The sequence below is a fragment of the Erysipelothrix anatis genome, from assembly GCF_009828745.1.
Classification (GTDB): domain Bacteria; phylum Bacillota_I; class Bacilli_A; order Erysipelotrichales; family Erysipelotrichaceae; genus Erysipelothrix; species Erysipelothrix anatis.
The window spans coordinates 270,652-296,050 of the sequence record NZ_WTSX01000001.1 but is presented as its reverse complement, the minus strand read 5'-3'; the positions used below and the strand labels follow the sequence as shown (position 1 = coordinate 296,050).

Below are 25,399 nucleotides of genomic sequence, written 5' to 3'. Positions count from 1 at the left end.
TTTTATTTTACAAGTAAATCAACATCGTATTCAAAGCCGTGTTCTTGGCTTGCTTTAAAGTAGAATTCGCCACTCTTTTTAATAGTACGTTCTTTTGTTTCAAGGTTAAGTGAAACGAGGCCGTAACGGTTTTTATAGGAGTTGATCCATGACCAGCAATCAATAAATGTCCATAAGTGATAACCATTAATGTTGCATCCATCTTGAATGGCTAACCAAACATAAGCAAGGTGATCTTGAATGTATTCAATACGGTAGTCATCAATAACTTGACCTTTTTCATCCATGAATCGTTCTTCATTGGCGACCCCCATACCATTTTCAGATATAAATGATTCGATGTTACCATAGTTATCACGAATATCAACACATAAGTCATAAATACCACGTTCATATATTTCCCAACCACGGTACTCGTTCATACGACGACCAGGCATAACATGATGTTCAAAGAACCATTCGGGACTAAACATTGCGTTGTTGGATATTGCAGTCATACGTGCTTTTACACGACGTGGCTCGTAGTAGTTAAGTCCTAAGATTTGGGCAGTATTGTCTTTGATTACCTTCAAATCTGCATCCGTGACATCGATTGGCATTTGATCATACTCTTTGAGTATTTCAATCAATTCTTTGTTAAATTCTCCCTTAACCATCGCATCTAGAAAACTTCGTGTATAAAAGAGGTCAGCTATGTGTGCTGCTTTAACATCTTCTGGTTGGTTACTACGTGGAAACGTAGGGCTAAGATTCAAGATTACACCAATCTTACTCCCAAGATTGTATTTGCTATGAGCTTCAATTGCTTTAGCATGAGCTAAAACTGTAAAGAATGTTGCTTGAACGCCTCTTTTAAAGTCCATAATATTGGGGTAATGGAAATCTTCCATGTATGAACCCAATATTGGTCCGAGTGGCTCATTAAAAGTGAACCAGTGAAAGACTAAGTCACCAAATTCTTTGAAGCATGTGTCGGCAAAGTTGACATATGCATCGATGACTTCTCGAGATTCCCAACCACCAATATCTTGCAGTGCCGCTGGCATATCAAAGTGATAAAGGTTCGCAAAAACTTTTACGCCATTTTCATTCATTTCAGTAAAGAGTGAACGGTAGAAGTCAATAGCTTCAGGATTAACAGAACCACGTCCGTCTTCAGGGAACATGCGTGCCCATGAAATGGAAACACGAAAAGAGTTATGCCCAGTTTGTTTCATTAGCGAAACGTCCTCTTTATAGCGATTAAAATGATCGGTAGTTACCTCGGAGCTTATGTGTTTATAGAAACGTGAGGGTTCTAATGAATACCAGCGTTCCCAGTTAGTTTCCGCTTTACCAGTATTACCACGTCCTTCTGCTTGTTCTGCGGACCATGCCGAGCCCCACCAGAAGTCTTTTGGAAAGTTTAGTTTTTTTATGTTCATCGTTGAATCTCCTTATGTGCTAAAACCATGATAACATGGAATAATTATAAAACAAATACATTTTATAATAAAAGTATATATTTTTACTGCAACAAGCAGATTGTAATGATGATGCTATGGTTTTGTGCAAATCAAAACGTTAGTAATACCATGTGAGATGCATTATACCAAAAGATAAAGGTATAGTTATTTAATTTATTATGTATTCCTTTGATTTGTGGTACTATAAGAGTAATAAGAGCCGGGGAGGTATTGTATGAAGAAGAAAGCCAAATACATGGAAGTATATCTTGAAGTAAAGAATCGAATTATTGATGAAGTTTATGCAGTTGGTGAAAAATTACCGCCCGGAGATATACTTGCGCAGGAATTTGAAACAAGTAAACTAACAGTCAAAAAGGGTTTGGATATGCTTGTAAGTGAAGGAGTTTTGTTGAGTCGTAGTGGTTATGGAACAGAGGTCGTGCGTAAACCAATCGACAATTCAAAAGTCTTTGGACCTAGTGATGGGTTGTTAAGTGTTATTGGTGAAGGCCATGTTGAGTCTGAAATCCATACGTTTTCGATTGAACTTCCCAGTAAGAAAGTCGCAGAACAGTTGAAAATTCAAGAAAATGAATACATTTATAATATTGTTCGAAGTCGATTCGTGGATAAAAAACCATACTCGTTGGAACAGACGTTTATGCCACTGTCTGTTATACCGGGGTTACAACCGCAACACCTAAAAAAATCTGTTTACGAGTACATTCGTAAAGAACTTGGTCTTGACATTCAATCGAGTCACTTGTGGATGCGCGGTGATCTAGCAAAAGAAACTGATTCAGCTATTTTGGGTATCGATCGAGGAAGCTTCATGATAGAGATTGAGAAAGTTGTGTCATTGTCTACAGGAGCACCTTTTGAATATTCGATTACGCGACACCTCTATCAAGACTTTGTGTTTGAAGCAGTATTTATTGAAAATTAAAAGTACCGTAAGGTGCTTTTTTTATGTTTACGAATAAAATTGACGAATCAGGAAGGGGAAAAATTCAAACAAAAATAAAAGTATATATTTTTAAAGAAAACTATTTACTTTATACTCGAGCTAGTGTATTATCGAAATGTAAGCAGTTACTTAACGCTTGAAGGAGAGGAAGTTTATGAAGAACAAACTATTTGATAATTTCGGCATGATCGCAACACGTCTGGGAAATCAAATTCATTTAAGAACATTGCGTGACGCATTTGCATCATTTATGCCATTCATGATTCTTGCTGGATTTGTGACACTTGTGAACTATGTCATTTTAGAACCAACTGGATTTATGGGGAACCTTATTAACCCAGAAACATTAAAAACTATGCAAGAAGTAGGAATTTCAATTGCAAATGGTACATTGAATATTTCAACACTACTTATTGTTGTTGCTGTTTCATATCATATGAGTGCGAATAGAGAATACAATAACCCAATTGCTGCAATGCTAGTAGCGTTATCGGTATTTATCGTATTAACACCTATGTCAATGATGTTTACACCTGAAGGGGCTGCCGAGGCTATGAAAATTGGAGGCGTAATTCCAACTTCATATACGAGTGCATCAGGAATGTTTGTGGGTATTTTTGTAGGGTTACTCGCAACCGAATTATTCATTAAATTATCCACAATCGAGAAATTACAGATTAATTTAGCTGGAGAAATTCCACCAGCAGTTATTAAATCATTTAACGTGTTAATTCCAATCATGTTGACGGTCTTAGCATTTGCACTTGTTTCATTTGCTACCATCCAAATCACTGGTATGGACGCTAATACACTAATTTCGAAAATCATCATTACGCCATTGAGTAATGTTACTACTGGACTTCCAGGCTTTGTGTTAATCACTTCAATTGCGAACCTATTCTTTGGTTTCGGAATTCACCAAGCAGTTATCTCTGGTGCATTGCTAGATCCATTCTTATTACAAAATATGCAAGAAAATATGATTGCATATGCAAACAATCAGGAAATCCCACATATTATCAATATGGCATTTAAAGATACATTTGCCGTTATGGGAGGATCAGGTAATACGATTGCATTACTTATCGCAATTTTCCTCTTCGGACGTAAAAAGCAATACAAAGATTTTGCGAAACTAACAGTTGCACCGGCAGTCTTTAATATTAACGAACCTATCATTTTTGGATTACCTATCGTGTTTAACGTAAGTTTAATTATTCCATTTGTGTTGGCACCTGCGTTCTCATTAACAGTGGCATACTTTGCAACTTCAATGAATTTTATTAGCCCTGTCGTTGTTCAAATTCCTTGGACGACACCTCCAGTTGTATCTGCTTTCCTGGCTACCGGTGGTGACTGGCGTGCAGCGGTATTACAAATTCTAATCATTGCTGCATCAGTATTCATTTACTTACCATTCTTAAGAATAGACGAAAAAGTTACAGAAAAACTTGCTCAAACCGAAGCTTAAGAAATCCTGTCATTAAGGTTCGTGTTAAACACTTTTTAACACGGACCTTTTCTTTTCACCCAAAATAAGGAGAATCCATGAAAAAAGTAACAAAATTATTATTAATTTCGCTGATGTCATTGGGTTTATGCATGCAAGCACTCATTCCAATTCATGCAGATACACTTTCATTACCCAGTACTGCAGATGAAATCGCTACTATCAAACACCGCCTCAAAGAGTATTTTTTAGAACAAGACACGATTGATGACGGTGCGAAAGTTGAAGCAGTTTATGTATCACAAGCGGATACTTATCTTACAAGTATGTCTAATGATGGATCATGGTCTGATGTTGATTACACGACCACAACCAACGCTGCAAATGGAAAACCGTGGTCACCATACCTTGCACTTGACCGTATGCAAGCTTTGGCAATCGCATTCAATAAAGAAGGGAATGCGCTCTATCACGATACGCGTGTTATTACTGCATTAAATCAAGCACTAATGCATTGGGACACAGTCAAGCCATCCTCAACCAACTGGTGGGAGAACGATATTGGTGTAAATTTACGATTTTCACGTATTGGTTTATTTTTAGAAAATGAGCTATCGACCGAAGCACTCAATGTCATTACATCCAGTTTGAACGAAGAAGGTATCTATCACGGAACGGGACAAAACAATCTTTGGTACGACCAAAATGCGATTTATCGTGCATTAATCACCAACGATGGCGATCAACTAAAAAAAGTGCTAGAAGAATGCTTGGCTTATATACTTGTCTTACAAACGGATAACACGACGCTTGAGGCACTTCAGGTTGATAACAGTCTCTATTTCCATGGCATTCAATTTTATAGTAACGGCTACGGCTTATCGATGTTTAGGGATATGAGCTTTTGGCTTTACATGCTTCGTGATACTTCATTTGCGATGTCCGACGAAGTTGTGAATCGGATGTCAGATTATATGCTAGACGGAACACGTTGGACAATTCGTAAGGATATTGCAGAACTCTATCTTGGTTATCGTCCATATAAATATGACGTTGAGTATAAAAACTATGCAGAAGAGTATATTGAACCACTCCAGCGTATGATGGCTGTTGATTTAAATCGTGCGGAAGAATATCAAGTTCTTCTCGAAAATGTTCTCGGCATCAGAAATGATAACGGTTTGAATGGCAATAATTATATGTGGAGAGTTGGATATGCTTCACAAATGCGCGAAAACTATGGCGTGAACGTTAAAATGGATTCCAATCGTATTGTTGGTGGAGAATGGCGTGGAAGTTGGCCAGCAAACCAAGATCGAGGGAACCTCATTTATTGGACATCTTCAGCATCCTCGACTTATATGGTTGACGGTGACGAGTATGTATCTGTGTTTCCAACATTTGATTGGGCTCACAGTCCAGGTGTAACGGCGCCGAATTATATTCCAAAAGATTATTCAAACTATGGAAGGTTTAAGAATAATACAGACCACACCATAGGTGTATCAAATGGTGTTTATGGCAGTACCTCCTATGCAATGGATAAAAAAGATACAAAAGCAAAGAAAAGTTATTTCTTCTTTGATGATGAAATTGTTGCCGTAGGATCGGGTATAAACTCAACTAACAATGAACCAATTCATACTACGATCAATCAATCAAAAGCTAAAAATGTCATTGTCGATGGACAAGCTGTCGCATCTGGAACTAAGGGTCAAAGCATGAATGCTTCATGGATTCATAACGATGCAATTGGTTATGTCTTTCCGAATCAAACGAATGTTGTAGTCAGCAATGGACAACAAAAGGAAATGCCTTCATTGTGGCCAGACAAGTTCAAAGAAGAAACACCTGATACATTCAAGACGTGGATTGATCATGGTACAAAGCCACAAAATGAGTCGTACAGTTATATTGTGTTGCCATCTCAAAATTCAGAGGCAACAGCATTATACGCAAACGCAATTCCTATCGAAATTGTGGAAAACTCAAGCAAGGTGCACGCAGTTACCCATCATGGTCTAAAACAAACACAACTGAATTTTTTTGAAGCAGGTAGTTTAACCTATGCTCCTGACAAGACTATTACAGTTGATAGACCAGTAAATATTATCCTTGATGAGAAGGGTGATACGCCCATTATTACGGTTGCGATGAGTGATACTTCATACAATGAAACCGTGAATGTCGTCTTAACATCTGGAAAAGAATCACAAACAACAGAATTTGTACTTGATCAAGCGCCATATACTGGAAAATCAATGACCTTGGCTGCAGGCACATCAAATAAATACACAGCCTCTACATCAATTGAAAATCATGGCCCAGCTTTAGCTTTTGATCAAGATTTGGATACATATTGGCATTCTGATGCTACAGAAGAACAATGGATTCAAACAAATCTCGGAAAGAATAAGTTTGTATCATCAGTAACCATTAATTGGACCGATGATTCTGCTCGAACTTTTAAACTTCGTGGGTCCAATGACGGTCATACGTATTTTGATTTAACCGACGTGATTAGCAATGACGAGAAAACATCAACCATTAGCGTTAATGCAAATGCTGCGTACATTCGAATTGAAATGATGACAAGTGCCAATAGTAATGGTTATGGCATTAAAGAAGTCGATATTAATGCTGGGGATAATATTGCGCTCAATCAAGTAGTCAAAGTGAGTTCTACTTCGGCAAAAGATAGTGCAAACGTAGCTGCGAAAGCAGTTGATGGTGATGGGTCTAGTCGTTGGTCTTCCGCACGTGATTCAAATGCCGATTGGTTCATGATTGATTTGGGTGGAGAAGCCACGATTCAAGCAGTAAATATTGCTTGGGAAGCCGCACGATCGAGTGCATATACGCTCGAAATATCTGATGATCAAAAAACATGGACGCCGCTCAAAGTAATTACGGAACCAACAAGTCTTGTAGACAATATCATTCTAGATAATTCAGCAACAGGACGTTACATTCGTATAAATAGTACGCAATCTGTTTCTCCAAAATATGGTATTTCAATCTTTGAGTTTGAAGTTTATGGCTCAGTAACTCCAATAGTAGAACCTGAACGTGAAAACTTAGCATACAATAAGCCGTCACGGGCAAGCTCGGAGTATATGAATCCTAAATCGGGCTTCGTATTGGAATCGAAATATGCGTTTGATGGCAGTACCGAAAGTAAAGGTGATGCATTCCAATCTCGATGGGTTTCAAAGCGTGAATCTCATAATGAGTGGATAGAAGTTGATCTTGAAGCGGATTATCTCATTGATTCAGTGACACTTAACTGGGAAGGTGCATATGGTAAAGCATACCGTATCCAAGTTTCATCTGACCAAAAAACGTGGACAGATATCCAGGTCGTAACTGATGGTCGAGCAGGAATTATAGAACACAAATTATCACAACCTGTTCAGGGACGTTATGTTCGTATGCAGGGCGACGAAGCGGCAACTAAGTATGGATATTCGTTGTGGGAGTTCGAAGTTTATGGTGAACTTGCCCCCCGTGAAAATATTGCGTTGAATAAGGAAACAACAGCAAGTTCCGAATATATTAATCCTAAGACAGGATTTGTTCATGAGTCGAAACTTGCAGTTGACGGAAGCACTGAATCGCAAGGTGGTGATGCATTTCAATCGCGATGGGTATCCAATCGAGAAGCACATGATGAGTGGCTCCAAATCGATTTCGCAGCAATTTATGCGATTGATAAAGTCATACTCAATTGGGAAAATGCGCATGCATCAAAGTATCGCATTCAAGCATCCATGAATGGAAATACATGGACTGACGTTCAACTTGTTACAGAAGGGAAAGCGGGTATCTCGACCTTTGAATTTGAGGAACCCTTTGAAGCACGCTACCTTCGAATTTATGGCGATGAGGCAGCTACAAAATATGGATTCTCCCTTTGGGAAGTGGAAGCTTACGGGATAAATATTGACGAAAATCTTGTAGATACGTCCGAACTAGAAGCTTTAATTCATACGTCGATCCTACTGGAATCAAGTAACTATACGACACAATCATTCCAAACATTCCAAAGACATCTGATAGCTGCACAGCAACTTCTAGAAGATGATGTACTCCATCAAGACACAGTGAATGAAATGATTGGCTTACTTTCTAGTGCAATCGATGCACTGGAAGTTAGAGACGATGAAGCACTAAGAATGTTAGTGGCACATGCTCAAACACTAAATCCCCTGGATTATACTGTCGAAAGCTATCAAGAGTTACAAAAGGTTTTGGATGAAGTGATCATACTCATTAAAAATGGCGCATCGACGAATGAGGTTTATGTTATGGCTGTTCAGCAGTTAGAAAACGCCATTGCACAACTAAAAGATTCTGAAGTGAAACAGAATGCTAAGAGTATTGCGGAGCAAATTAAAGGTCTTACCATCCTTGATGGCAAGATAATCCTTCCACAATATGACGGATTTACGATTACGATTGATTCAACATCAAATGTAGACGTGATTGATTCGACAGGTACAGTTACTCAAGGTACCGTAGATGAAATAGTTCAAATTACCATCCAAGTTACTTCACTTAGTGACCCAAATGATAGGGCACTCACAGACGTAATTGAAGTTCCAGTACCTGGATTGCCGTCGGTTAATACGACACAACTTCAGCAGTTGTTGTTGTATGCAAAAACGAAGGAAGCAAAGAATTTCACGAAACAAAGTTATGCGATTTTACAGCAAACAATCGCCAAAGTTGAAATGTATCTTTCTGGATCCAACTATGAACAGATCCAAGTGAATCATCTGTTAGAAGAATTATCAGATGCAATGAGTCAACTAGAAAACCAAGACGAAGTTATCGTGACTAATCCCGAAGTAGAAACTCCTCAAACTGATGAATTTATAGACTATGGGGAATCATTGAATCAGGCAAACACAGCGGATGAGAATTCAGATGTAGACAATTTGGCAACATCTGAATCTGAAATTGAACAGCGTGAATCTAAAGAAACTCTTCAACACGATAATAAAGATAAAACAATAAACGATAAGCACCAAGTCGAAACAGAGACTAACCCAGAACCGAAATCAAAACTAGAGATCCTTCCAATCGTGGCAGGTTTTGGAGTCTTAATAATAATTGGTTATGCAGTATATCGATTTAAAAACTTAAAAAAATAGAAGGTAGAAAAGTATGAAATACGCAATCAGCATTGATATTGGAGGAACAAATACACGTGTAGCGTTAGTTGATGATTCGTTAAAAATCGTTGATAAACAAACTTTCGCAACACATGCAAACAATCCGCAATCAACACTCGATCACATCAAAGTAATTATCGATAGCTTTGCAAAACCCTTAATTGGTATTGGAATCTCATGTCCAGGGCCACTCGATTTAAGGCAAGGTGTTGTGTTAACACCACCAAATCTTCCAGGATGGCATATGTATCCACTGGTAAAATCACTAAAAGACATGATGCAACTTCCAGTATTTCTCGAAAATGACGCCAATCTTGCAGCCCTCGCTGAGTCAACTGTAGGTGCGGGTGTAGATCAGAAGATTGTTCAATACCTGACGGTTAGTACTGGAATTGGCGGCGGTTGTGTAGTTGATGGTGACATTTACACAGGTGCACATGGCTTCGCGCAAGAAATTGCGAATGTCGTTGTATGGCCAAATGGACCTATAATGAATGATTTGAAACCAGGAGCACTTGAAGCAGTATCAAGTGGAACTGCGATAACGTATCGTGCGAAAGCCTTCGGCATGAACGTTGACCATGCAGGAGACGTCAACGATCTCGCAAAAGCGGGGAACGTGGATGCGGAAGCAATCATCAATGATGCCAAAGTCTATCTTGCTAATGCCATTGCAGCGTTATATGCGTTTAATGATCCAAGCATTGTTGTATTGGGAGGAAGCGTTGCCCTAAAGATAGAAGGGTTCATTGAAGATGTGGAAAAACACGTAAAGTCAAATGTTTACGATGTACTTCGTGGCTCAATCCGTATTGTCCCAGCATCATTAAATGATGATAGTGGACTAATCGGCGGTGCAATTTTAGCACTCAAGCACAAAAAATGAAAAACGTCGGCAAGACGTTTTTCTTAATTAAGTAAAAAGGAGTAAAAAATGGCAATATTTAAGTTAAAACCAGCATACAAAGATTATTTATGGGGAGGGCAAAAACTTGGGGAATCATACGGTAAATCGAAAGATTACCCTATTTTAGCAGAAAGTTGGGAAATATCGGTTCACCCAGATGGTCCAAGTATTGTTGCAAGTGGTCCTGACGTCACCCTTACGCTAGAAGGGTATATCGAAAAACATGGTCGAGAAATTTTAGGGACACGTGCTCAAGCATTTGATTATTTTCCCATATTAGTGAAATTTATTGACGCAAAACAAGATCTTTCAATCCAAGTACATCCAAATGATAGTTACGCTCGAGTTCATGAAAATCAATATGGTAAAACAGAAATGTGGTACGTCCTTGATGCGGAACCCAACGCCAGTATTTACTATGGTGTGAAACAAAGCATTTCGAAAGATGCATTTCGCGAAGCAATTGAATCGAACACGATTTTAGAAGTTCTAAATAAAATTACCGTAAAGCCAGGTGATGTAATTTTTGTAGAAGCAGGAACGATTCATGCAATTGGAGCAGGTATCGTTATTTGTGAGATTCAGCAAAACTCAAATGTGACGTATCGTGTTTATGATTTCGATCGTCGTGATAACGAAGGGAATGCACGTGAACTGCATGTCGATAAAGCACTTGATGTGTCTGTTTTGGAACCATTGGATGCGTCATTTGCACCACAATTTGAAACAATCAATCATGAAGAAGCAGCGTCAACAATGTTGGTTAAACATGCTATGTTTAATACTGAACGAATTGATGTTAATGGTGCATACACCTTTCAAGTAGATGACCAAAGTTTCTGTGGTGTCGTGTGTATTGATGGTTCATTGATAGTCTCATCCCCTACAGACACTGTATCTGTGACAAAGGGCGAAAGCATGTTCATAACTGCGAACGAAGGTGAAATTAGGATCTCTGGAAAGGGACAAATTCTAAGTATTCGAATCTAAATACAAAAGCAAACACTGTTTAAGGTGTTTGCTTTTTATGTGATATTTCCTTGGAAATTTTCCACAGGTAAATTGAAATAATACTGCGGTAGGGAGCATAGGGAGAAAGAAGTTGGTTATACTGTGATTCATCAATGGAATCTAATTGGTACCATGTGACAAGACCTCTTCGAAGGGCAACATCAGCGTAACTGGTCATATCCATTCGATCATATCCGTGTAATGCAATCATGCGTGCACTCCAATCGCCAATACCAGGCAAGGCAACCAAAGCACTGATTAGGTCGGCATCATCGAGTGTATCTAAGAACGCCAAGTTAAGTTCTTTTAATTTTATTTTTGTAGCGATAGCATGAATTGCTTTAGCTTTGTTGTTTGTAAGACCAATCTGCTTCAGATTTTCAATACTATCCTTTGCAACAGCTTGATAGCTAGGATACGCATCAAGATAACGCGCGTAGATACTATCAGCAGCTTTCACAGAAATTAGTTGTCCAATAATCGTTGATACGATAGCATCAAAAGGGTCGTTGATTGTAGGGCGTGACACAAAACCATATTGGTTAAAAACTAGAGCGAATCGTTGATCGATTGTGCATAAATGGTCGATGTGATCGGTATTGTATTGAAAGATTGGCTTTGCAAAATGTTCAAGAGGATCAGGGTCACTAACTTTGCGTTTTCCGTAAGCAACGATTAAAGCATGAAATTCTTGATACAAAACGACATCATGGGGAAGATGCGCCATAACGTAGTCTTGGTATTGGTGATATGTGGAAAACTGGGGAAGATGAACGTGCTTGAACAGGCGTTTCAGATAAGTGTCCACTACAAAGAACGGTTGATTAAATGCATAAAGAAGGATGGCATCTGCAGTTTCGAATCCGATTCCTTTTAATGCAAGCAAGTCTTTGCGTAGTACTTCGAGATGGGCGTCATCAAAATCAAAGTTAATGTGCTGAAAATAGTCGACGAGATTTTTAATGGCTATTGATTTGGCACGGTAGAAACCCGCTGGACGAATAAACGTTTGCAGTGTTTCTAGTGACATAGCATCAATCGAAGTAAAGGAAAAATCATTGTTAAAGTTAGACAGTGCTTTCTCAACGTTAGTCCACGAAGTGTTCTGTACGAGTATTGCTCCAAGCATCATTTCTTCACGACTTTTGGCAGGCCACCAGTTTTGAGGACCATAGGCGCTATGTAATGCATTGTAAATATCCATTAATTTCAACATGATTGATACCTCGCTGCCTTAATTATACAAAAAAAGCCCTCCAAGAGGGCATGATTAACATTAATAATTGATATCTGGAATTGCTCCTTGTTTTTGGACAACCTGTGCACTAACAGCACTTGCGTGTGCAATCGCGTCTTCTAGATGAGTTTCTAACCACGTATCAAATGAAACGTTTGAGAGCGATAGCGATGCTAAAATCATCGCAATATAACTATCACCGGCTCCCGTTGTATCGACTTGTTGTGCAATTTCTGGTTTATACGTGATGCGTTCACCATTAGGTTTAAGAATCTCTGACCCTTCAGCTCCAAGAGTACAAATAATTAGCTGCTTGTTAGTTTGTAGCCGTGCCATCCCGATAGTAACGTCTTGAGTTTCCGTTAGCCAAGCTAATTCGGTCTCATTCACTTTGATGATATCTGCATGTGGAACGAGTGCCATGACGGCATCATAAGCAGCGTCTAATGATGGCCACAACCGCTCGCGAAGGTTCACGTCAAAGCTTACAATACCACCTGCGTTTTGACATTGTTGTATTGCGTAATGATGGGCAGCTCGTGTTGTGCTCTCTGCCACAAGTCCCAACGAACAAAAGTGTAAAATATCGGCGGGTTTGAAGACAATAGTGTCAATATCTTTAACGCTTAAAGATAAATCTGCCGTATCGTTACGATAGAATTGGAAACTGCGATCCCCATTTTTATGCGAAACCAAAGCTAAGGCCGTATTCTTGTGACTGCGGGGTAATGGTAGTAAAATATTGTGTTCTTTGAGTGTTGTGTGTAAGAGGTCACCCAAGGTATCCGTACTAATCTTGCCAACAAAGACGGCATCGGCCCCTCGTCGACGGGCATGGGCTGCAACATTTGCCGGAGCGCCTCCTGGATACGGTACATAATGGGAACCTTCTTGCATAAAATCAATGAGCATTTCGCCTAAACTATAGATCATGATTAACATCCTCCAAAGGGTAAAGTATTTTTATTGCTGAATCGTTAAGTGTCTTAATTTTAACATGACCTTCAATATGTTGCGGGAAAAATCGTAGAGACATCGTGTATCGTCCTTGGTTAATAAAAATTTCCAAGGTTGATGTGTCACGGAAAACATGAAGGTCTTTAAGGGGTTCATCGAGGCAAAGTGTTCGGGTTTCGCCACGCTCTGTAGCATATGTGTTTTTAAGTGCACTACGATCGAGAATCAACGTCTGTGTTGCTGTATCATAACGAAGATTAACACACTCATCTTGATAACGATAGAGATCTATGTCCAAAGCACCCTGAATCGTGTCAAGAATCAGCTCGTAGGAGCATAACGAGGAATTAATGGGAACGGCATCTGTACGAAGAGCGACGAGATTAGGGTGGGGTTGTTGATAGAGATGGTTGTCGACCAGCGTGAGTACGCGAGGTAGTGTTAGAACATGAGCCCAGCCATACTTATCGCTTGGATATCCTCCTTCAGCGGCTCCCATCCATGCCATTAGCACCCGCTGACCCTTTTGGTCAATAAAAGTCTGTGCGGCATAAAAGTCGAATCCATAATCGAGTAAATGAGGATGGGTATGATTGCCCATATCAAAATGATCTGTATCATAATTTCCGATAATGTAAGCATTGGGATAGATGTTAGTATTCGATCGTGGTGAATTCATGGCGCCTTGAGGACAAAAAAGCAAAATTCCTTTTTGCTCTAACTCGAAGTAGTCAGGACATTCCCACATGTAACCAAAAGATTCTAATGACGTCGTTAGTTCTTTAGCAAAGTGCCACGCCTTGAGATCTGCTGACGTATATAACAAAGCAGTTCCAGTCATATCTTGGCGTTGTGCTCCGAGAATCATCGCGTATCCGTATGCTGTTGTGAAAACCTTAGGATCACGAAAATGGTCGGTGTATCCTGATGGAATATGGTCAATAATAACTGTTTTGTCCACAATGCCATCTGTTGCTAAGCGTGCGTTGAGTTGGTAAGGAACACGAATATCGTCAGAAGTCCGTGTGTTTCCGGTGTAAAAAAGTTGCAGCGTACCATCGACGACGAGTGCAGATCCTGAATAGGCGCCGTGACTATCATAAATTGAGTCTGGTCGAAGAATTCGTTTATCTGGAGTCCAATGAACGAGATCGATTGATGTAACATGATTCCATGACTTTAAACCATGTGTTGGACCGTCAGGATGCCATTGATAAAAGACATGATAAACGCCTTCATAGTAAATTAGTCCGTTGGGATCGTTAAGAAGTCCAGTTGGTGGCTGAATATGAAATTGTGTGCGCCAATGATTGTTGGTGCTATGATTAAGAGTGTGTTTTGTATTTTTCAATGGATGTACCTCACATGACAATGTATCGTTTTAATGGGAACGATACCGCATATTTAGCCTACCATATCTAGATGGAGAGTGCAATGGCGGTGAAAAAATTGTTGAAAGGGCTTGCTTTATCATAAAAACGGTGGTAATCTGTGGGTGTAAACGTGGTAACGATACCACATTGTAGGAGGAACGATATGAACTATCAAGATATTGCGGCACGCATCCTTGAATCAGTGGGCGGCAAAGATAATATTCAAAATTTTGAGCACTGTGCAACACGTCTTCGTATCATTGTAAAAGATGACACAGCGATTGACGGTGCGAAAGTTGACGCATTAAAAGAAGACATTGGTGGGTACTTTTTCCAGTCGGGACAACATCAATTTATAATTGGAACCGGGAAAGTTAACTATGTCTATGAAGAATTTCAAACGCTCATGGGTAAAAGCCCTTCGGATTCTAACTTTAAAGAAGACGCTTATGCAAATATGAAACCTATGCAAAAACTAATGCGAATCTTCGCTGATGTTCTCATTCCCTTAATTCCTGCCTTAGTTACTACAGGGTTATTAATGGGAATTCGAGGTATGCTTACTAACATGGGTGTCGAAATGTCTGTCGAATTCGCAACCTTGTTTGGAATGTTGACAGATATTGCCTTTGCATTCTTACCGGTATTGATTACTTACTCTGCAACTAAACGTTTTGGTGGAAATCCGATTCTTGGAATCGTTGTTGGATTAATGATGGTTGCACCGCAATTACCAAACGCTTGGGCAGTTGCTACTGGTGGTGCTGAACCAATGGTAGTTTCGATTTTCGGACTATCGATTAATATTGTAGGATACCAAGGTTCCGTGTTACCAGGCATTTTTGCTGGGTGGTTAGTTGCTTGGGTTGAGCGTCATGTTCGTAAATATGTACCTGCAATGATGGATTTGATTATTACACCATTCGTTTCCATTCTCGTATCAATCACAGTCGTACTCTTCGTCGTAGGTCCGCTATTACATGGTGTCGAACAGTATGCTACACATGGGGTTGTATTCTTAACACAAATTCCTTTCGGGATTGGTCAAATCTTCTATGCTGCAATTCAACAAGTGATTGTTATTACAGGAATGCATCATGCGCTTAGCGTTATCGAAATTCAACTGATTACTGAAACAGGTGTTAATATACTACAACCATTGGGTACTGCATCAATGGCCGGACAATTTGGGGCGGCGATTGCTGTAGCAACATTAATGAAGAATAAGAAACAACAATCGAATGCAATATCTGCATCCGCATCAACGTTGTTTGGAATTACTGAACCGTTACTCTTTGGTGTCACCTTGCCCAATCCCAAAGCTTTCGCAATGGGAATGGTTGGTGGAGCAGTTGGTGGGTTCGTAACATATATCCTTGGGGTAGCACCTGCAGGGATGGGTATTACATTCATACCAGGACTTCTACTTTATACACAATCTTTCGGAGCAATGATTGGTTATCTTTTAGTGATTGCAAGTTCATTTGCAACTGCATTTATCTTGACTCGGATGTTTGTGAAAGTAAATCAATAGTAAAAAAAACACCACTCTTTCGAAATGAGTGGTGTTTTAATTTTAATCTTTAAGACCCAATAGGGTCCTTTTATTTACTGGAGTTACGTTCGATCAGTTCCAAATGAACTTGTTCAATCGTGTAGGTGAAGTCTTTTTCTAGCAGAGCTAACATTGCATTCGCTGCATTACGACCTAACGTCTGATAATCAATATGTAGTGTTGTAAGTGTTGGATGGATAAAGTGACTTAAATCATAGTTACCAATTCCCACAACTTTTACAGTTTGAGGAACATTGATTTGTTGATCGTGCAGATAACGCAATGCACCAATCGCAATATTATCTGTTGCTCCAACTATAATATCAAATTTTACAGTTGCAGACTCACGTTGCATAACTTCAAAGGCATCGGTTTGTTGGAATCCCGTAACAAGCGTGCGAACGGGTTTATTTAAATGCTGTAAGAAACCTTGTTTTCGAGATACTCCTACCGCATGATCGCTTTCAGATACAGAGAGGTATAAGACATTTTGAACATCCAATGTATTGACGTATTCAGCAACCTTTTTGCCAATCTCGAAATCTTCTAAAGTAATGGAACGGGTCTGGGGGTGATGCTGTCCCGTAAAGATAATGGGGGTTTGAGATGCTTTCGCAATCGCGACATGATCATCCGTAATGGCATGTGCCATTACAATGATGCCATCAAAGCCTTGGGTTGTAATTCGGCGAAGATATGTAATCTCATCTTCTTCAATCGTATTTTTAGGGACGACAACCATTTGGTAACCGTAATGTGATAAAACAGTATTCATGCCATTAAGTGATTGAATGGATGTAAAGGAATCCAAACGTGGCAAAATAATTGCAATCAATTTACTTCGGTTGGTCTTTAACCCACGGGCAAAAACATTAGTTTGATAGCCTGTTTCTTCGATTGCTCGACGGATTTTTTTACGGTTTTCATCGCTGACATATCCATCATTCAGATAACGAGAAACTGTACTTTTAGATACCCCAGCTACTCGCGCCACATCATTAATTGTCATGCTATCACCTCTTCGTTTAACTCTATTATACGCATCTTATGTTTAAAAAGCGATGTAAAGATATTCAGGTGATCACTTCATTGTGTCCTAATCGACGTCTGAAATTATTGGGAAATAGAGTGCATGCAATGAATATCTATTCAATACTGTCATACGTTTTCAAAAGAGGCCGCCTACAAATTCAATATCGTTAAGTATACGTTCGCAATTCTTAAGAAGGTCTAACTGTCTACCAATAGTTTGTGTTTTACTGTTTAACCTATAGATACCATGTTAATTAATCTTGCATTTTAATTAACGCTATTGAAAGCAATAATATTCATAGTTTATCACGGTTATACATCCTCCGATTGAGAATACTCTAATGAAATGCAATGACCGAGTATTTCTCTTTTGGTCAAAATCCACTATTTCATATTTCAAAAAAGACGCTTATGCGTCTTAAAGGATCATGTAAAGTTACTCATTTTTGCATGTCAAATTTGCCGGCTTCATCTTGAACTAAGTATGTAGAATTCGTATAATTGGCTTATTGAAGGCCGCCTATCCACTAAGCATGATTTTCGAAGGAGACTTTAGATGAAAACAAAAAAAATTTCAAAGCCAACTATTTTAGTAGTTTTAACTTCTGCCGTTATCTTGGTATTAGTTGGAATTAGTATATTCCTTTTTACAAAAAAAGACGCTTCTCATTTTAATTTACAAGTGAATAATAGAATATATTTCGACTACGATGAAGATTATTCAAATAAGCCACAAATAGTTAACCCTATAATATTTAAAAATCTTACTGAATCTGTTTCACGAAATTTAACGTTTGAGTATGATTTTTCTACAGAAACTAAATCATTTAATTATCATTCGAGAGCACAGCGATTAGATTGGGGCAAAAAAGGAAAGGAAATTATTCCAGGGTTTAGAAGCGACGGTACTATTCCCCCTTTTTACGGTACAGTAGACGGAAACAATGTTGTTTTTGATGCTCTAATCGGCGGCAATGAAGCTAAATTTATGCCAAAAGCCCCACACAAGACGGGCCATGTTATAGTTTCTGATGGCGTTAATTCAGAAACCTATGAATTTGACTATTATGTAATTGAAACAACCGAAAGGAATTATCATATTAATGAAAATGACACAAGTCCCAAAAGGTAAATTGGACTTGTGTCATTTATTTTATTTCTTTATCCCCAAAAATAAGAATACGTGTGACTTCAATAACTAAAATTATAAGAAGCCGTGATCCACAATAATATCAAAAGCATGGAAAATCGAGAGTCTCTGTCTTGGTTACTGATTGCCACATTAGGTTGAAAACTGGTTAAATTAGGGATCCAGTTTCTTCAATCTGCGCAAACGCATATGCTTGATATGCATCAAATAACTTCCGGGCACGTTTCGTGTCTTTTGTTTTTAAGGCAGCAATAAACTCAGCGAGTTGTTGAATTGTTGTTTGTGGTTTGGGGTGAATGGTGTTCCGATAAGTTGGGTTAATGTAGACCGCAGATGTCATTGTTTGAAGTGAGACGCGACGGGAGACATTTAAAATGGTTTGGTTATTGAGTGGTTCCATCAATGTAATATAAATTTCGTGGATGGTTTCAGCATAGGCGACGATATCGTTGGCATCGCGATACTGATATCCAAGCGTACATAATTGATTTAGTAATGAAAAGTTAACCGTACCTTTACCAAGAAGTAACGGTTCGATTGCATTTGAAACAAATAGAAGTAGCATTTGAGTCGCATCCTTAACCTCTGAAGGTGTTGCCTGTCGGATGCGAATGCCTTTGTTCCGATGATAAGTTATTAAGCAATCTTGTTCTAACTGTTTTAGTGCATAACGTACGGGTGTACGGCTGATATTTAACTGTTGAGAAAGGGTGACTTCTGAATGATATTGATCCCTTTTTAAATCACCATTTAAGATCATTTGACGTAAAATTTGATAGGTATTTTGTTCAGTATTCATGTATTTTCCTCTTAACTTTCTTTTAACAGAATCATTACGGTGAATCCAAAGACATAGTGTTATGATGACCTCAGTAGTATCCTATTGACAAACAAATACTACACTATTTCCATTATAAACGGGAGGAAAATATGAAGATTTCAAAAATTATTGCGGGTGGTCTTGCACTCTTTGCCCTTGTTGGCTGTAGTTCTCAAGCTCAGGATTCATTTACGATTGCATACTTACCAGTTGAAGACTCAATGGCAGTTCAAGAACTGAACACAGCCTTTCAAGAAGATTTATCGAAAGCAATCAATATGGAAGTTAAATCGTATCAAACAACAAGTTATTCTGCAGCGATTGAAGCTGTTTCAAGTGGCAAAGTTGATATGGTGCAACTTACACCATTCTCATACGTGGTCGCACGAAATAAAGGTGGCGTTTCATTAGTCGCAAATGTGGAGATGCCATCCATGGCTAATGATAATGGATATGTTGCATGCTTCATTACATCTCAAGGTTCGGATATTCAGTCTTTAGATGATGTTAAAGGAAAGACGATTGCCTTTGGTGATCCAGCATCCACAACAGGTCATCTTATTCCTAAATACAAGCTATTGGTTGAATCTGGTGTTCCATTAGAAACATTGGAATCTTCGTATTTTAAACAAATTCAATTTTCAGGTGGACATGATAAAACAGTTATTGGTGTAGCCCAAGGAACATATGATGTTGGCGCAACCTATTGCCAGATGCCACAAATTCTTGAAGAGAATGGCGTGATTGATAAAGATAGCGTGCGGGTTATCGGTGGTGCAGGAAGTGAGCTAGGTGTTGATATTAGTGCAGTACCAGTCGTTGTTCGTGAAGATCTTGATGCCACTGTGAAACAACAAGTTCAGGATTTCTTACTGGCATATTCCAATCCGGATTATTTCAAAAATCTTGGCATGAAAGGTGGTAAGTATGGTGCGCCAAACGATGCATTATATGATGGCCTCGAAACTATGTCGAAAGAACTCAAACTCACTGAAGAAGCGATGTCGCAATGATTCACACACTTAAAGCTAAATGGCAACCATTACTGGGACTGGGCCTCTTTGTAGGGCTATACATACTTGCAAGCCAAGCGATTGATTTTAATCTTGCGGTCTTTCTGACATCGATACCTGGTTTTATTCGCTTTATTATCGTGGAGTTTTTACCACCAAACTTAACCGCATTACCACTTTATGTGGAGCCAATTCTTAATACGATCTTTGTTTCCATTCTTGCAAGTGTCATCGGTGCACTTCTAGCATTTGGATTTGCATTGTTGATTGCGAAACGGACGACACCGTTTCCGAAAGTCGCAATTGTGATTCGCGGGGCTCTTGCCTTTGTCCGAAACATTCCAATGATGGTATGGGCATCATTATTTGTCATCATTGTGGGAATTGGTATAACGGCTGGAGTTGTTGCACTTGTCTTTTTCTCAGTATCGTTTCTTAGTCGTGTCTTTGCAGATGCACTCGACGATATTGATAAAGGAACATTAGAAGCATTGACTTCCAATGGAGCATCCAAGTTAGCATTGATTCATCATGTTATGATTCCGGAGTTTCTTCCAACCTTTTATGGTTGGGTCTTGTTTCTTTTTGAAATCAATATTAAAGCGTCTTCCATTTTAGGATTGGTTGGAGCAGGTGGATTAGGGTACGAACTCAAGAAATCATTGGATTTATTTAAGTACCATGATGCAAGTGCACTCATTCTTGTGATTGTTGTACTCATGATCACGGTTGAAATGATTTCAAACAAAATTAGAAAGGCCATTTTATGAGACCAGAAGACTTAACCTTAACAACATCACAACAGGCCACAGGAAAACGCATTCGCGTGAAGCATGGTCCAACGCAACGGCAAAACCGTCGCTTTATCGTTGGAGCAACAATCCTTGTTATTGTGTCCTTATGGTATGTCAAACTCGATTTCTCTATGTTTGTTGCGAACATTGATAAGACGTATGGGATTATCGGTCGGCTTTTGAATCCAAACTGGACCATGGCGCTTCCGTATTTTACGAGTTTTATCGATACACTTGCAATTGCATTTGTCGCATTATTGACGGCATTATTATTTGCACTCCCCATTGCTTATCTGACAGCATCCAACACTGCACCGTTTCCAAAGTTGGCGCGTGTCTTACTCACACTCTTTTCATTAATTAGAGCTGTACCGATAACAATTTGGGGATTAGTCGGCGCTGCAAGTATCGGATTTGGATCCCAGGCGGGTGTTCTTGGCCTCTTTCTTCCAACGATTTCATACCTTGCACGAATTCTAGCACAGCGTATTGAAGAAGCAGGTTATGACATTATTGAAGCCATGAGTGCCAGTGGAACGCCATGGATTGTAATGGTGTTTCGTGGCCTTACCCAAGAGTTAATGCCGCAATTGATTGCGACCGTTGCACTACGATTCGAATTAACAACATCAGAAACCATTTCACTTGGAATGGTTGGAATTGCAGGCATTGGGTATACCTTAAATATGTCGATAGGAACCTATAACTTCGAGAATGCAAGTATGGGTATTCTAATTATCTTTATGGGAATGTGGATTACTGAATATACGACCCGACGCATGGTGTCGTGGATTAGAAAGGAACGTTAGCATGGAAGCAGTTTTATCAATGCATGATATTTCAATGGTTTATCCGAACGGGACTCAAGCCCTTAGGGATGTAAATCTTACAATATATGAGGGGGAGTTTATTGCGATTATTGGTCCTTCTGGATCTGGTAAATCCACCTTGCTTCGCTCAATTAATCGACTTGTGACGCCAACATCTGGCACTTTAAATGTGAAAGATATCGAAGTGTTAACGGCTTCGAAACAGGAATTACGAAATGTTCGATCACGCATTGGCATGATCTTTCAAAATTACAATCTTGTACACCGATCAAGTGTTCTAGAAAATGTGCTTCATGGCCGTTTAGGTCAGATGTCAACCTTTAAAGGATTTATGGGACTGTATTCCGAAAAAGACAAACGTCATGCCATCCGACTGTTAGAAGATATTGGCTTGGGTGAAAAAGTGTATGCCCGTGCAGATGCCTTATCGGGTGGACAGATGCAACGCGTCGGAATATGCCGTGCATTATCGCAAAATCCCGATTTGATGCTGGCGGATGAGCCCATTGCATCGTTAGATCCGAAAGCATCGAAAGATGTCATGGATACATTAAAACGCGTTAATGAAGCTCAGGGAATTACGACAATCGCCAACCTCCACCAAGTCGATGTTGCGAAACACTATGCAACCCGAATTATTGCACTAAAGCATGGACGCATTGTGTTTGATGACAGTCCGGACAAATTGAGTGATGCACTCATTCATGATTTATACGAAAATATCGAGGAGAAACACTAATGCAAAAACGTTATCGCTTTAAACAGGTTCATAACTTCCGTGATTTGGGAGGTTATCCTTTAGCAGATGGATCTCAAACAAAATGGAATACACTCTTTAGATCTGATGATATGGGTCTTTTAAGACCGGAAGAAGTTATGTATCTTGAAAAGCGTGGCCTTCAAACTGTCATCGATTTGCGTCATCAAGAAGAGCTTGCACAAAGTCCGAATCCTTTTGCGGTTCATGCTACTATTGCATATCATAATCACAGTGTTTCCAACTTGGATTTAAATCCTGATCCAAGTTACAAACTAGGCGATATGTATGTCATGATGATGGATGATCATGCCTTTGTTCGTAATGTTTTTAAAACAATTGCAGAAAGTGATGGACCAGTCGTCTTTCACTGTTCGGCTGGAAAAGATCGCACGGGAATTATTGCAGCAACCCTACTGGGATTAATGGGCGTTGAAACGCGAGATATTATCAATGACTACCAGCAATCTTATATCAACATTAGAGATCGTTTTCAAACCATGGATCCTGAGTTAAATCAACGATACATGAATTTAATGAAATCAGAACCAGAAGCAATAGAACAGTTCCTTCATGCAATTCATGATCGTTATGGCTCCTTTGTATCGTATCTTTCCACTGTAGGCGTGGATGTCAGAGAACAAAATCAAATTGTGAAGAAATTTACCTCAAAATAAGCGAAAGACCACCAATTGGGTGGTCTTTTTTACATCGGAAGAGTCAAAATTGACATACATTGTGAATCTAGGTATAATATACATAGATACACATAGGTAGGAGGGATACGATGAAACGAAATCGAGAATGGTTACGCACGGGTGCAGAATTTATGCTGCTGGCACTCATCCAAGAACAAGATCGTTACGGCTATGAAATCATTAAGGAACTGGAAGCACGTTCTGAGAACACATTCGAAATGAAGGAAGGGACGCTATATCCAATTCTGCACCGAATGGAAGCGTCTGGATATTTAAAATCTTACATGGCAAAAGGGGATAATGAAAAGAAAAGGAAATATTATCGCATTACAACTGCGGGACAGAAACAACTTGAAGAAGAACGCGCTATTTGGGAGCAATTCTCAAATTCCGTCAAACGTGTTGTGAATGCACCGCAAACAATCACGTCGACATGATACCCCGACATGTTTTCTTACAAACCCTTATTGCCCAGGTTAAATATCCATTTGATCGAAAAGCAATCCGTGCTGAGTTTGAAAATCACCTTGATGAATTGACGGAAACTTTTACGGATTTAGGAATGTCTTTAGAAGATGCCGAGCTAGAAGCCGTCCATCAAATGGGGAATCCCGAAACCATTGGAAAACAATTGAATGCGGTGCACAACCCCATCATTGCATGGTTATATTTCGGTTTGAAAATAGCGTTTGTAATATTGATTGTTTATATTCTTACAGCAATTTACCCATCATTAAGTCGCACAGTTGATCTTATTAGAGCACTCAAACCGTCATTAACAGAGGCGTTGGAAAACGAACATCCAAACTTTATCCAGCCGGTCAATGCGTCAATGACAATCGCGAACACGGACTATGTATTTCTTAACTTCGCTCACCTCGATGACAACACGTTAGTCATTACAGTGCGTAAAGAAACGCCACCGTTGACTGTTTTTAGTACGAATATACAATACCTTGATTGGACGATGTCATTCGATGGGAAGCAACTCTATCAAGGAAATCACAGAATCCATACTATGCCAGGAATCCCTGAAGGAGGGTTTGTGGCACTCGATACGCAAGAATCATTGACACTCAAAGTTTACTCGCAAACTGAATTTTATATTATCGTTCGTAACGTGACGGAAGCACCTGAATCCATAAAAATAACGGTTAACCGTGACGATGGCGTTGCGATTTCGACCGTTTTAGAAAGAGAGTAAAACATATGCGCCGAACTCGTAAAATAATAATTATTTTGCTCGTAGGTCTTATCCTATCACTCTCTTATCTCTATTTATCAGGGTGGAAACTATCGGTGAGCGCCTATATCGAAGAATTATGTTTTGGTTTAACGGCACCTCAATGTGAAGTAGTGGTTAAAGAAGACATTAATCAACGTGATACATTATATATAATCGAAACAGAAACGCGATATTTACCCATAATTTTTGAGCAAATGGGTCCTTTGAGTCGTCCAAAAATACTTTCTGGAATGACCTTGTTGGAAGCAAGACCTGTCATTGATTCACTGCGCTTCGCTTCTAAAACCGATACGTATCCCCGAAATGCAATCACATCCCAGCACACACAGACGGTGGCACCTGTACTTGCTTTTCCAGGAGAAACGGATAAATACTACGAAGTCGCAATTAGAAAAGGAGAATACAATTCGGATAATCTTCAACAATTTTCCTTTGATGACATGTACGAACCAGCTCAAACAATCAACAAACATAAGGGATATTACATACATGTACTCCCTAAAAGTTCCGTAAACGGTTCAAGTAACTATGTCGTTACAGAGTATAAAACGGATGGTACAAAGGTAAAGACTACAGGAGATTACTTTATAACTGTGACGGGTACAGTGATGGCATCGAACACCATGGCAAATGGAAAACGCATCACAGAGCCAACCCCCATCTATTTTAATGGACTATTGCAAAACCGTATCCATGATCTAACATTGATTAAAGAGGCTCTTGAAGCCGAACCCCTCACATTGCTTGTATTTGCCGATGCAAAAATTGATGATGTCCCAGTGAATGACTTACAAATAACACGTTATCCACTCAGTGAATGGGAAGCTGTGTTGAAATTGGAATGGACCGACCAGACTACAAATACCAAACAAACAGAATACACTACAACCTGGATTGGATATGATTTTATCAATGAATTATTTGACTTCACGAAAGAAGGATAAGCAAGCATCCTTCTTTTTTTGTGTCGTCATATG

21 protein-coding genes are annotated in these 25,399 nt (G+C 39.3%); 15 read left to right on the top strand and 6 right to left on the bottom strand.

Annotated features, from left to right (window positions below):
• Window positions 1-2: 2 nt before the first annotated feature.
• Window positions 3-1,424: a glycoside hydrolase family 1 protein gene (locus GVV19_RS01250; RefSeq protein WP_159644952.1), complete on the bottom strand. Its 1,422-nt coding sequence runs from the start codon at window positions 1,422-1,424 to the stop codon at window positions 3-5.
• Window positions 1,425-1,680: 256 nt separating this feature from the next.
• Here GVV19_RS01250 and GVV19_RS01245 point away from each other — a divergent pair, with 256 nt between their 5' ends.
• The 5 genes from GVV19_RS01245 to GVV19_RS01225 all read left to right on the top strand — a co-directional run bounded on the left by GVV19_RS01245 (window position 1,681) and on the right by GVV19_RS01225 (window position 10,939).
• A complete protein-coding gene (locus GVV19_RS01245; protein WP_159644950.1) occupies window positions 1,681-2,394 on the top strand; it encodes a GntR family transcriptional regulator in 714 nt (237 codons plus the stop codon).
• Window positions 2,395-2,569: 175 nt separating this feature from the next.
• On the top strand, window positions 2,570-3,886 hold the full coding sequence (locus GVV19_RS01240; RefSeq protein WP_159644948.1) for a PTS sugar transporter subunit IIC: 1,317 nt from the start codon (window positions 2,570-2,572) through the stop codon (window positions 3,884-3,886).
• A gap of 77 nt (window positions 3,887-3,963) precedes the next feature.
• The gene (locus tag GVV19_RS01235; RefSeq protein ID WP_159644945.1) at window positions 3,964-9,021 is read left to right on the top strand and encodes a discoidin domain-containing protein; all 5,058 of its coding nucleotides are present in this window, start codon (window positions 3,964-3,966) and stop codon (window positions 9,019-9,021) included.
• Between the two features lie 13 nt (window positions 9,022-9,034).
• Window positions 9,035-9,928, top strand: a complete 894-nt coding sequence (locus GVV19_RS01230) for an ROK family protein (protein WP_159644943.1) — start codon at window positions 9,035-9,037, stop codon at window positions 9,926-9,928.
• A 48-nt stretch (window positions 9,929-9,976) separates the two neighbouring features.
• On the top strand, window positions 9,977-10,939 hold the full coding sequence (locus GVV19_RS01225) for a type I phosphomannose isomerase catalytic subunit (RefSeq protein ID WP_159644941.1): 963 nt from the start codon (window positions 9,977-9,979) through the stop codon (window positions 10,937-10,939).
• Between the two features lie 19 nt (window positions 10,940-10,958).
• Here GVV19_RS01225 and GVV19_RS01220 read toward each other — a convergent pair whose 3' ends face one another.
• Genes GVV19_RS01220 through GVV19_RS01210 form a run of 3 tightly spaced genes read right to left on the bottom strand, consistent with a single transcriptional unit; the run spans window position 10,959 to window position 14,505 of the window.
• Complete coding sequence (locus GVV19_RS01220; RefSeq protein WP_159644939.1) at window positions 10,959-12,176, bottom strand: hypothetical protein; 1,218 nt, start codon at window positions 12,174-12,176, stop codon at window positions 10,959-10,961.
• A gap of 60 nt (window positions 12,177-12,236) precedes the next feature.
• Window positions 12,237-13,130 (bottom strand): carbohydrate kinase family protein, encoded by an 894-nt coding sequence (locus GVV19_RS01215; RefSeq protein WP_159644936.1) that lies wholly within the window; start codon window positions 13,128-13,130, stop codon window positions 12,237-12,239.
• The gene (locus tag GVV19_RS01210; RefSeq protein WP_159644934.1) at window positions 13,120-14,505 is read right to left on the bottom strand and encodes a glycoside hydrolase family 32 protein; all 1,386 of its coding nucleotides are present in this window, start codon (window positions 14,503-14,505) and stop codon (window positions 13,120-13,122) included. Before GVV19_RS01210 ends, GVV19_RS01215 begins: the two co-directional genes overlap by 11 nt.
• A 185-nt stretch (window positions 14,506-14,690) precedes the next feature.
• Between GVV19_RS01210 and GVV19_RS01205 the strand changes: the two genes are divergently transcribed.
• Window positions 14,691-16,061 carry a PTS transporter subunit EIIC gene (locus GVV19_RS01205; RefSeq protein ID WP_159639376.1) on the top strand — a complete coding sequence of 457 codons (1,371 nt, stop codon included), beginning with the start codon at window positions 14,691-14,693 and terminating at the stop codon, window positions 16,059-16,061.
• A gap of 70 nt (window positions 16,062-16,131) precedes the next feature.
• Here GVV19_RS01205 and GVV19_RS01200 read toward each other — a convergent pair whose 3' ends face one another.
• A complete protein-coding gene (locus GVV19_RS01200) occupies window positions 16,132-17,091 on the bottom strand; it encodes a LacI family DNA-binding transcriptional regulator (RefSeq protein WP_159639375.1) in 960 nt (319 codons plus the stop codon).
• A gap of 579 nt (window positions 17,092-17,670) precedes the next feature.
• On the opposite strand from GVV19_RS01200, the gene GVV19_RS01195 reads away from it, so the two are divergent.
• On the top strand, window positions 17,671-18,246 hold the full coding sequence (locus GVV19_RS01195) for a hypothetical protein (RefSeq protein ID WP_159644932.1): 576 nt from the start codon (window positions 17,671-17,673) through the stop codon (window positions 18,244-18,246).
• 166 nt (window positions 18,247-18,412) lie between these two features.
• Here the strand turns inward: GVV19_RS01195 and GVV19_RS01190 are convergent, their stop codons facing one another.
• On the bottom strand, window positions 18,413-19,063 hold the full coding sequence (locus GVV19_RS01190) for a GntR family transcriptional regulator (RefSeq protein WP_159639373.1): 651 nt from the start codon (window positions 19,061-19,063) through the stop codon (window positions 18,413-18,415).
• Window positions 19,064-19,194: 131 nt separating this feature from the next.
• Here GVV19_RS01190 and GVV19_RS01185 point away from each other — a divergent pair, with 131 nt between their 5' ends.
• The 8 genes from GVV19_RS01185 (at window position 19,195) to GVV19_RS01150 (ending at window position 25,366) form a co-directional block, all read left to right on the top strand.
• Entirely contained in the window at window positions 19,195-20,097 is a 903-nt protein-coding gene (locus GVV19_RS01185) for a phosphate/phosphite/phosphonate ABC transporter substrate-binding protein (RefSeq protein WP_159644930.1), read from the top strand.
• Window positions 20,094-20,867: a phosphonate ABC transporter, permease protein PhnE gene (gene phnE, locus GVV19_RS01180; protein ID WP_159644928.1), complete on the top strand. Its 774-nt coding sequence runs from the start codon at window positions 20,094-20,096 to the stop codon at window positions 20,865-20,867. Before GVV19_RS01185 ends, phnE begins: the two co-directional genes overlap by 4 nt.
• Window positions 20,864-21,700: a PhnE/PtxC family ABC transporter permease gene (locus GVV19_RS01175; protein WP_159634145.1), complete on the top strand. Its 837-nt coding sequence runs from the start codon at window positions 20,864-20,866 to the stop codon at window positions 21,698-21,700. Before phnE ends, GVV19_RS01175 begins: the two co-directional genes overlap by 4 nt.
• Before the next feature lies 1 nt (window position 21,701).
• Window positions 21,702-22,460: a phosphonate ABC transporter ATP-binding protein gene (gene phnC / locus GVV19_RS01170; RefSeq protein WP_159639369.1), complete on the top strand. Its 759-nt coding sequence runs from the start codon at window positions 21,702-21,704 to the stop codon at window positions 22,458-22,460.
• The gene (locus GVV19_RS01165) at window positions 22,460-23,155 is read left to right on the top strand and encodes a tyrosine-protein phosphatase (RefSeq protein ID WP_159634139.1); all 696 of its coding nucleotides are present in this window, start codon (window positions 22,460-22,462) and stop codon (window positions 23,153-23,155) included. Before phnC ends, GVV19_RS01165 begins: the two co-directional genes overlap by 1 nt.
• Window positions 23,156-23,265: 110 nt before the next feature.
• Complete coding sequence (locus GVV19_RS01160; RefSeq protein WP_159639367.1) at window positions 23,266-23,613, top strand: PadR family transcriptional regulator; 348 nt, start codon at window positions 23,266-23,268, stop codon at window positions 23,611-23,613.
• Window positions 23,610-24,380: a permease prefix domain 1-containing protein gene (locus tag GVV19_RS01155; protein WP_159644926.1), complete on the top strand. Its 771-nt coding sequence runs from the start codon at window positions 23,610-23,612 to the stop codon at window positions 24,378-24,380. The genes GVV19_RS01160 and GVV19_RS01155 overlap by 4 nt, the downstream gene beginning before the upstream one ends.
• 5 nt (window positions 24,381-24,385) lie before the next feature.
• Window positions 24,386-25,366, top strand: a complete 981-nt coding sequence (locus GVV19_RS01150; RefSeq protein WP_159644924.1) for a hypothetical protein — start codon at window positions 24,386-24,388, stop codon at window positions 25,364-25,366.
• Window positions 25,367-25,399 lie beyond the last annotated feature (33 nt).

What these genes read in the sequence shown, in the direction of transcription:
- GVV19_RS01155 (WP_159644926.1), top strand. Translation starts at nt 23,610, where the DNA reads ATGATACCCCGACATGTTTTCTTACAAACCCTTATTGCCCAGGTTAAA.
- GVV19_RS01240 (WP_159644948.1), top strand. Translation starts at nt 2,570, where the DNA reads ATGAAGAACAAACTATTTGATAATTTCGGCATGATCGCAACACGTCTG.
- GVV19_RS01215 (WP_159644936.1), bottom strand. Translation starts at nt 13,130, where the DNA reads ATGATCTATAGTTTAGGCGAAATGCTCATTGATTTTATGCAAGAAGGT.
- GVV19_RS01185 (WP_159644930.1), top strand. Translation starts at nt 19,195, where the DNA reads ATGAAGATTTCAAAAATTATTGCGGGTGGTCTTGCACTCTTTGCCCTT.
- phnC (WP_159639369.1), top strand. Translation starts at nt 21,702, where the DNA reads ATGGAAGCAGTTTTATCAATGCATGATATTTCAATGGTTTATCCGAAC.
- GVV19_RS01230 (WP_159644943.1), top strand. Translation starts at nt 9,035, where the DNA reads ATGAAATACGCAATCAGCATTGATATTGGAGGAACAAATACACGTGTA.
- GVV19_RS01165 (WP_159634139.1), top strand. Translation starts at nt 22,460, where the DNA reads ATGCAAAAACGTTATCGCTTTAAACAGGTTCATAACTTCCGTGATTTG.
- phnE (WP_159644928.1), top strand. Translation starts at nt 20,094, where the DNA reads ATGATTCACACACTTAAAGCTAAATGGCAACCATTACTGGGACTGGGC.
- GVV19_RS01245 (WP_159644950.1), top strand. Translation starts at nt 1,681, where the DNA reads ATGAAGAAGAAAGCCAAATACATGGAAGTATATCTTGAAGTAAAGAAT.
- GVV19_RS01220 (WP_159644939.1), bottom strand. Translation starts at nt 12,176, where the DNA reads ATGTTGAAATTAATGGATATTTACAATGCATTACATAGCGCCTATGGT.
- GVV19_RS01175 (WP_159634145.1), top strand. Translation starts at nt 20,864, where the DNA reads ATGAGACCAGAAGACTTAACCTTAACAACATCACAACAGGCCACAGGA.
- GVV19_RS01250 (WP_159644952.1), bottom strand. Translation starts at nt 1,424, where the DNA reads ATGAACATAAAAAAACTAAACTTTCCAAAAGACTTCTGGTGGGGCTCG.
- GVV19_RS01200 (WP_159639375.1), bottom strand. Translation starts at nt 17,091, where the DNA reads ATGACAATTAATGATGTGGCGCGAGTAGCTGGGGTATCTAAAAGTACA.
- GVV19_RS01235 (WP_159644945.1), top strand. Translation starts at nt 3,964, where the DNA reads ATGAAAAAAGTAACAAAATTATTATTAATTTCGCTGATGTCATTGGGT.
- GVV19_RS01150 (WP_159644924.1), top strand. Translation starts at nt 24,386, where the DNA reads ATGCGCCGAACTCGTAAAATAATAATTATTTTGCTCGTAGGTCTTATC.
- GVV19_RS01205 (WP_159639376.1), top strand. Translation starts at nt 14,691, where the DNA reads ATGAACTATCAAGATATTGCGGCACGCATCCTTGAATCAGTGGGCGGC.
- GVV19_RS01160 (WP_159639367.1), top strand. Translation starts at nt 23,266, where the DNA reads ATGAAACGAAATCGAGAATGGTTACGCACGGGTGCAGAATTTATGCTG.
- GVV19_RS01190 (WP_159639373.1), bottom strand. Translation starts at nt 19,063, where the DNA reads ATGAATACTGAACAAAATACCTATCAAATTTTACGTCAAATGATCTTA.
- GVV19_RS01225 (WP_159644941.1), top strand. Translation starts at nt 9,977, where the DNA reads ATGGCAATATTTAAGTTAAAACCAGCATACAAAGATTATTTATGGGGA.
- GVV19_RS01195 (WP_159644932.1), top strand. Translation starts at nt 17,671, where the DNA reads ATGAAAACAAAAAAAATTTCAAAGCCAACTATTTTAGTAGTTTTAACT.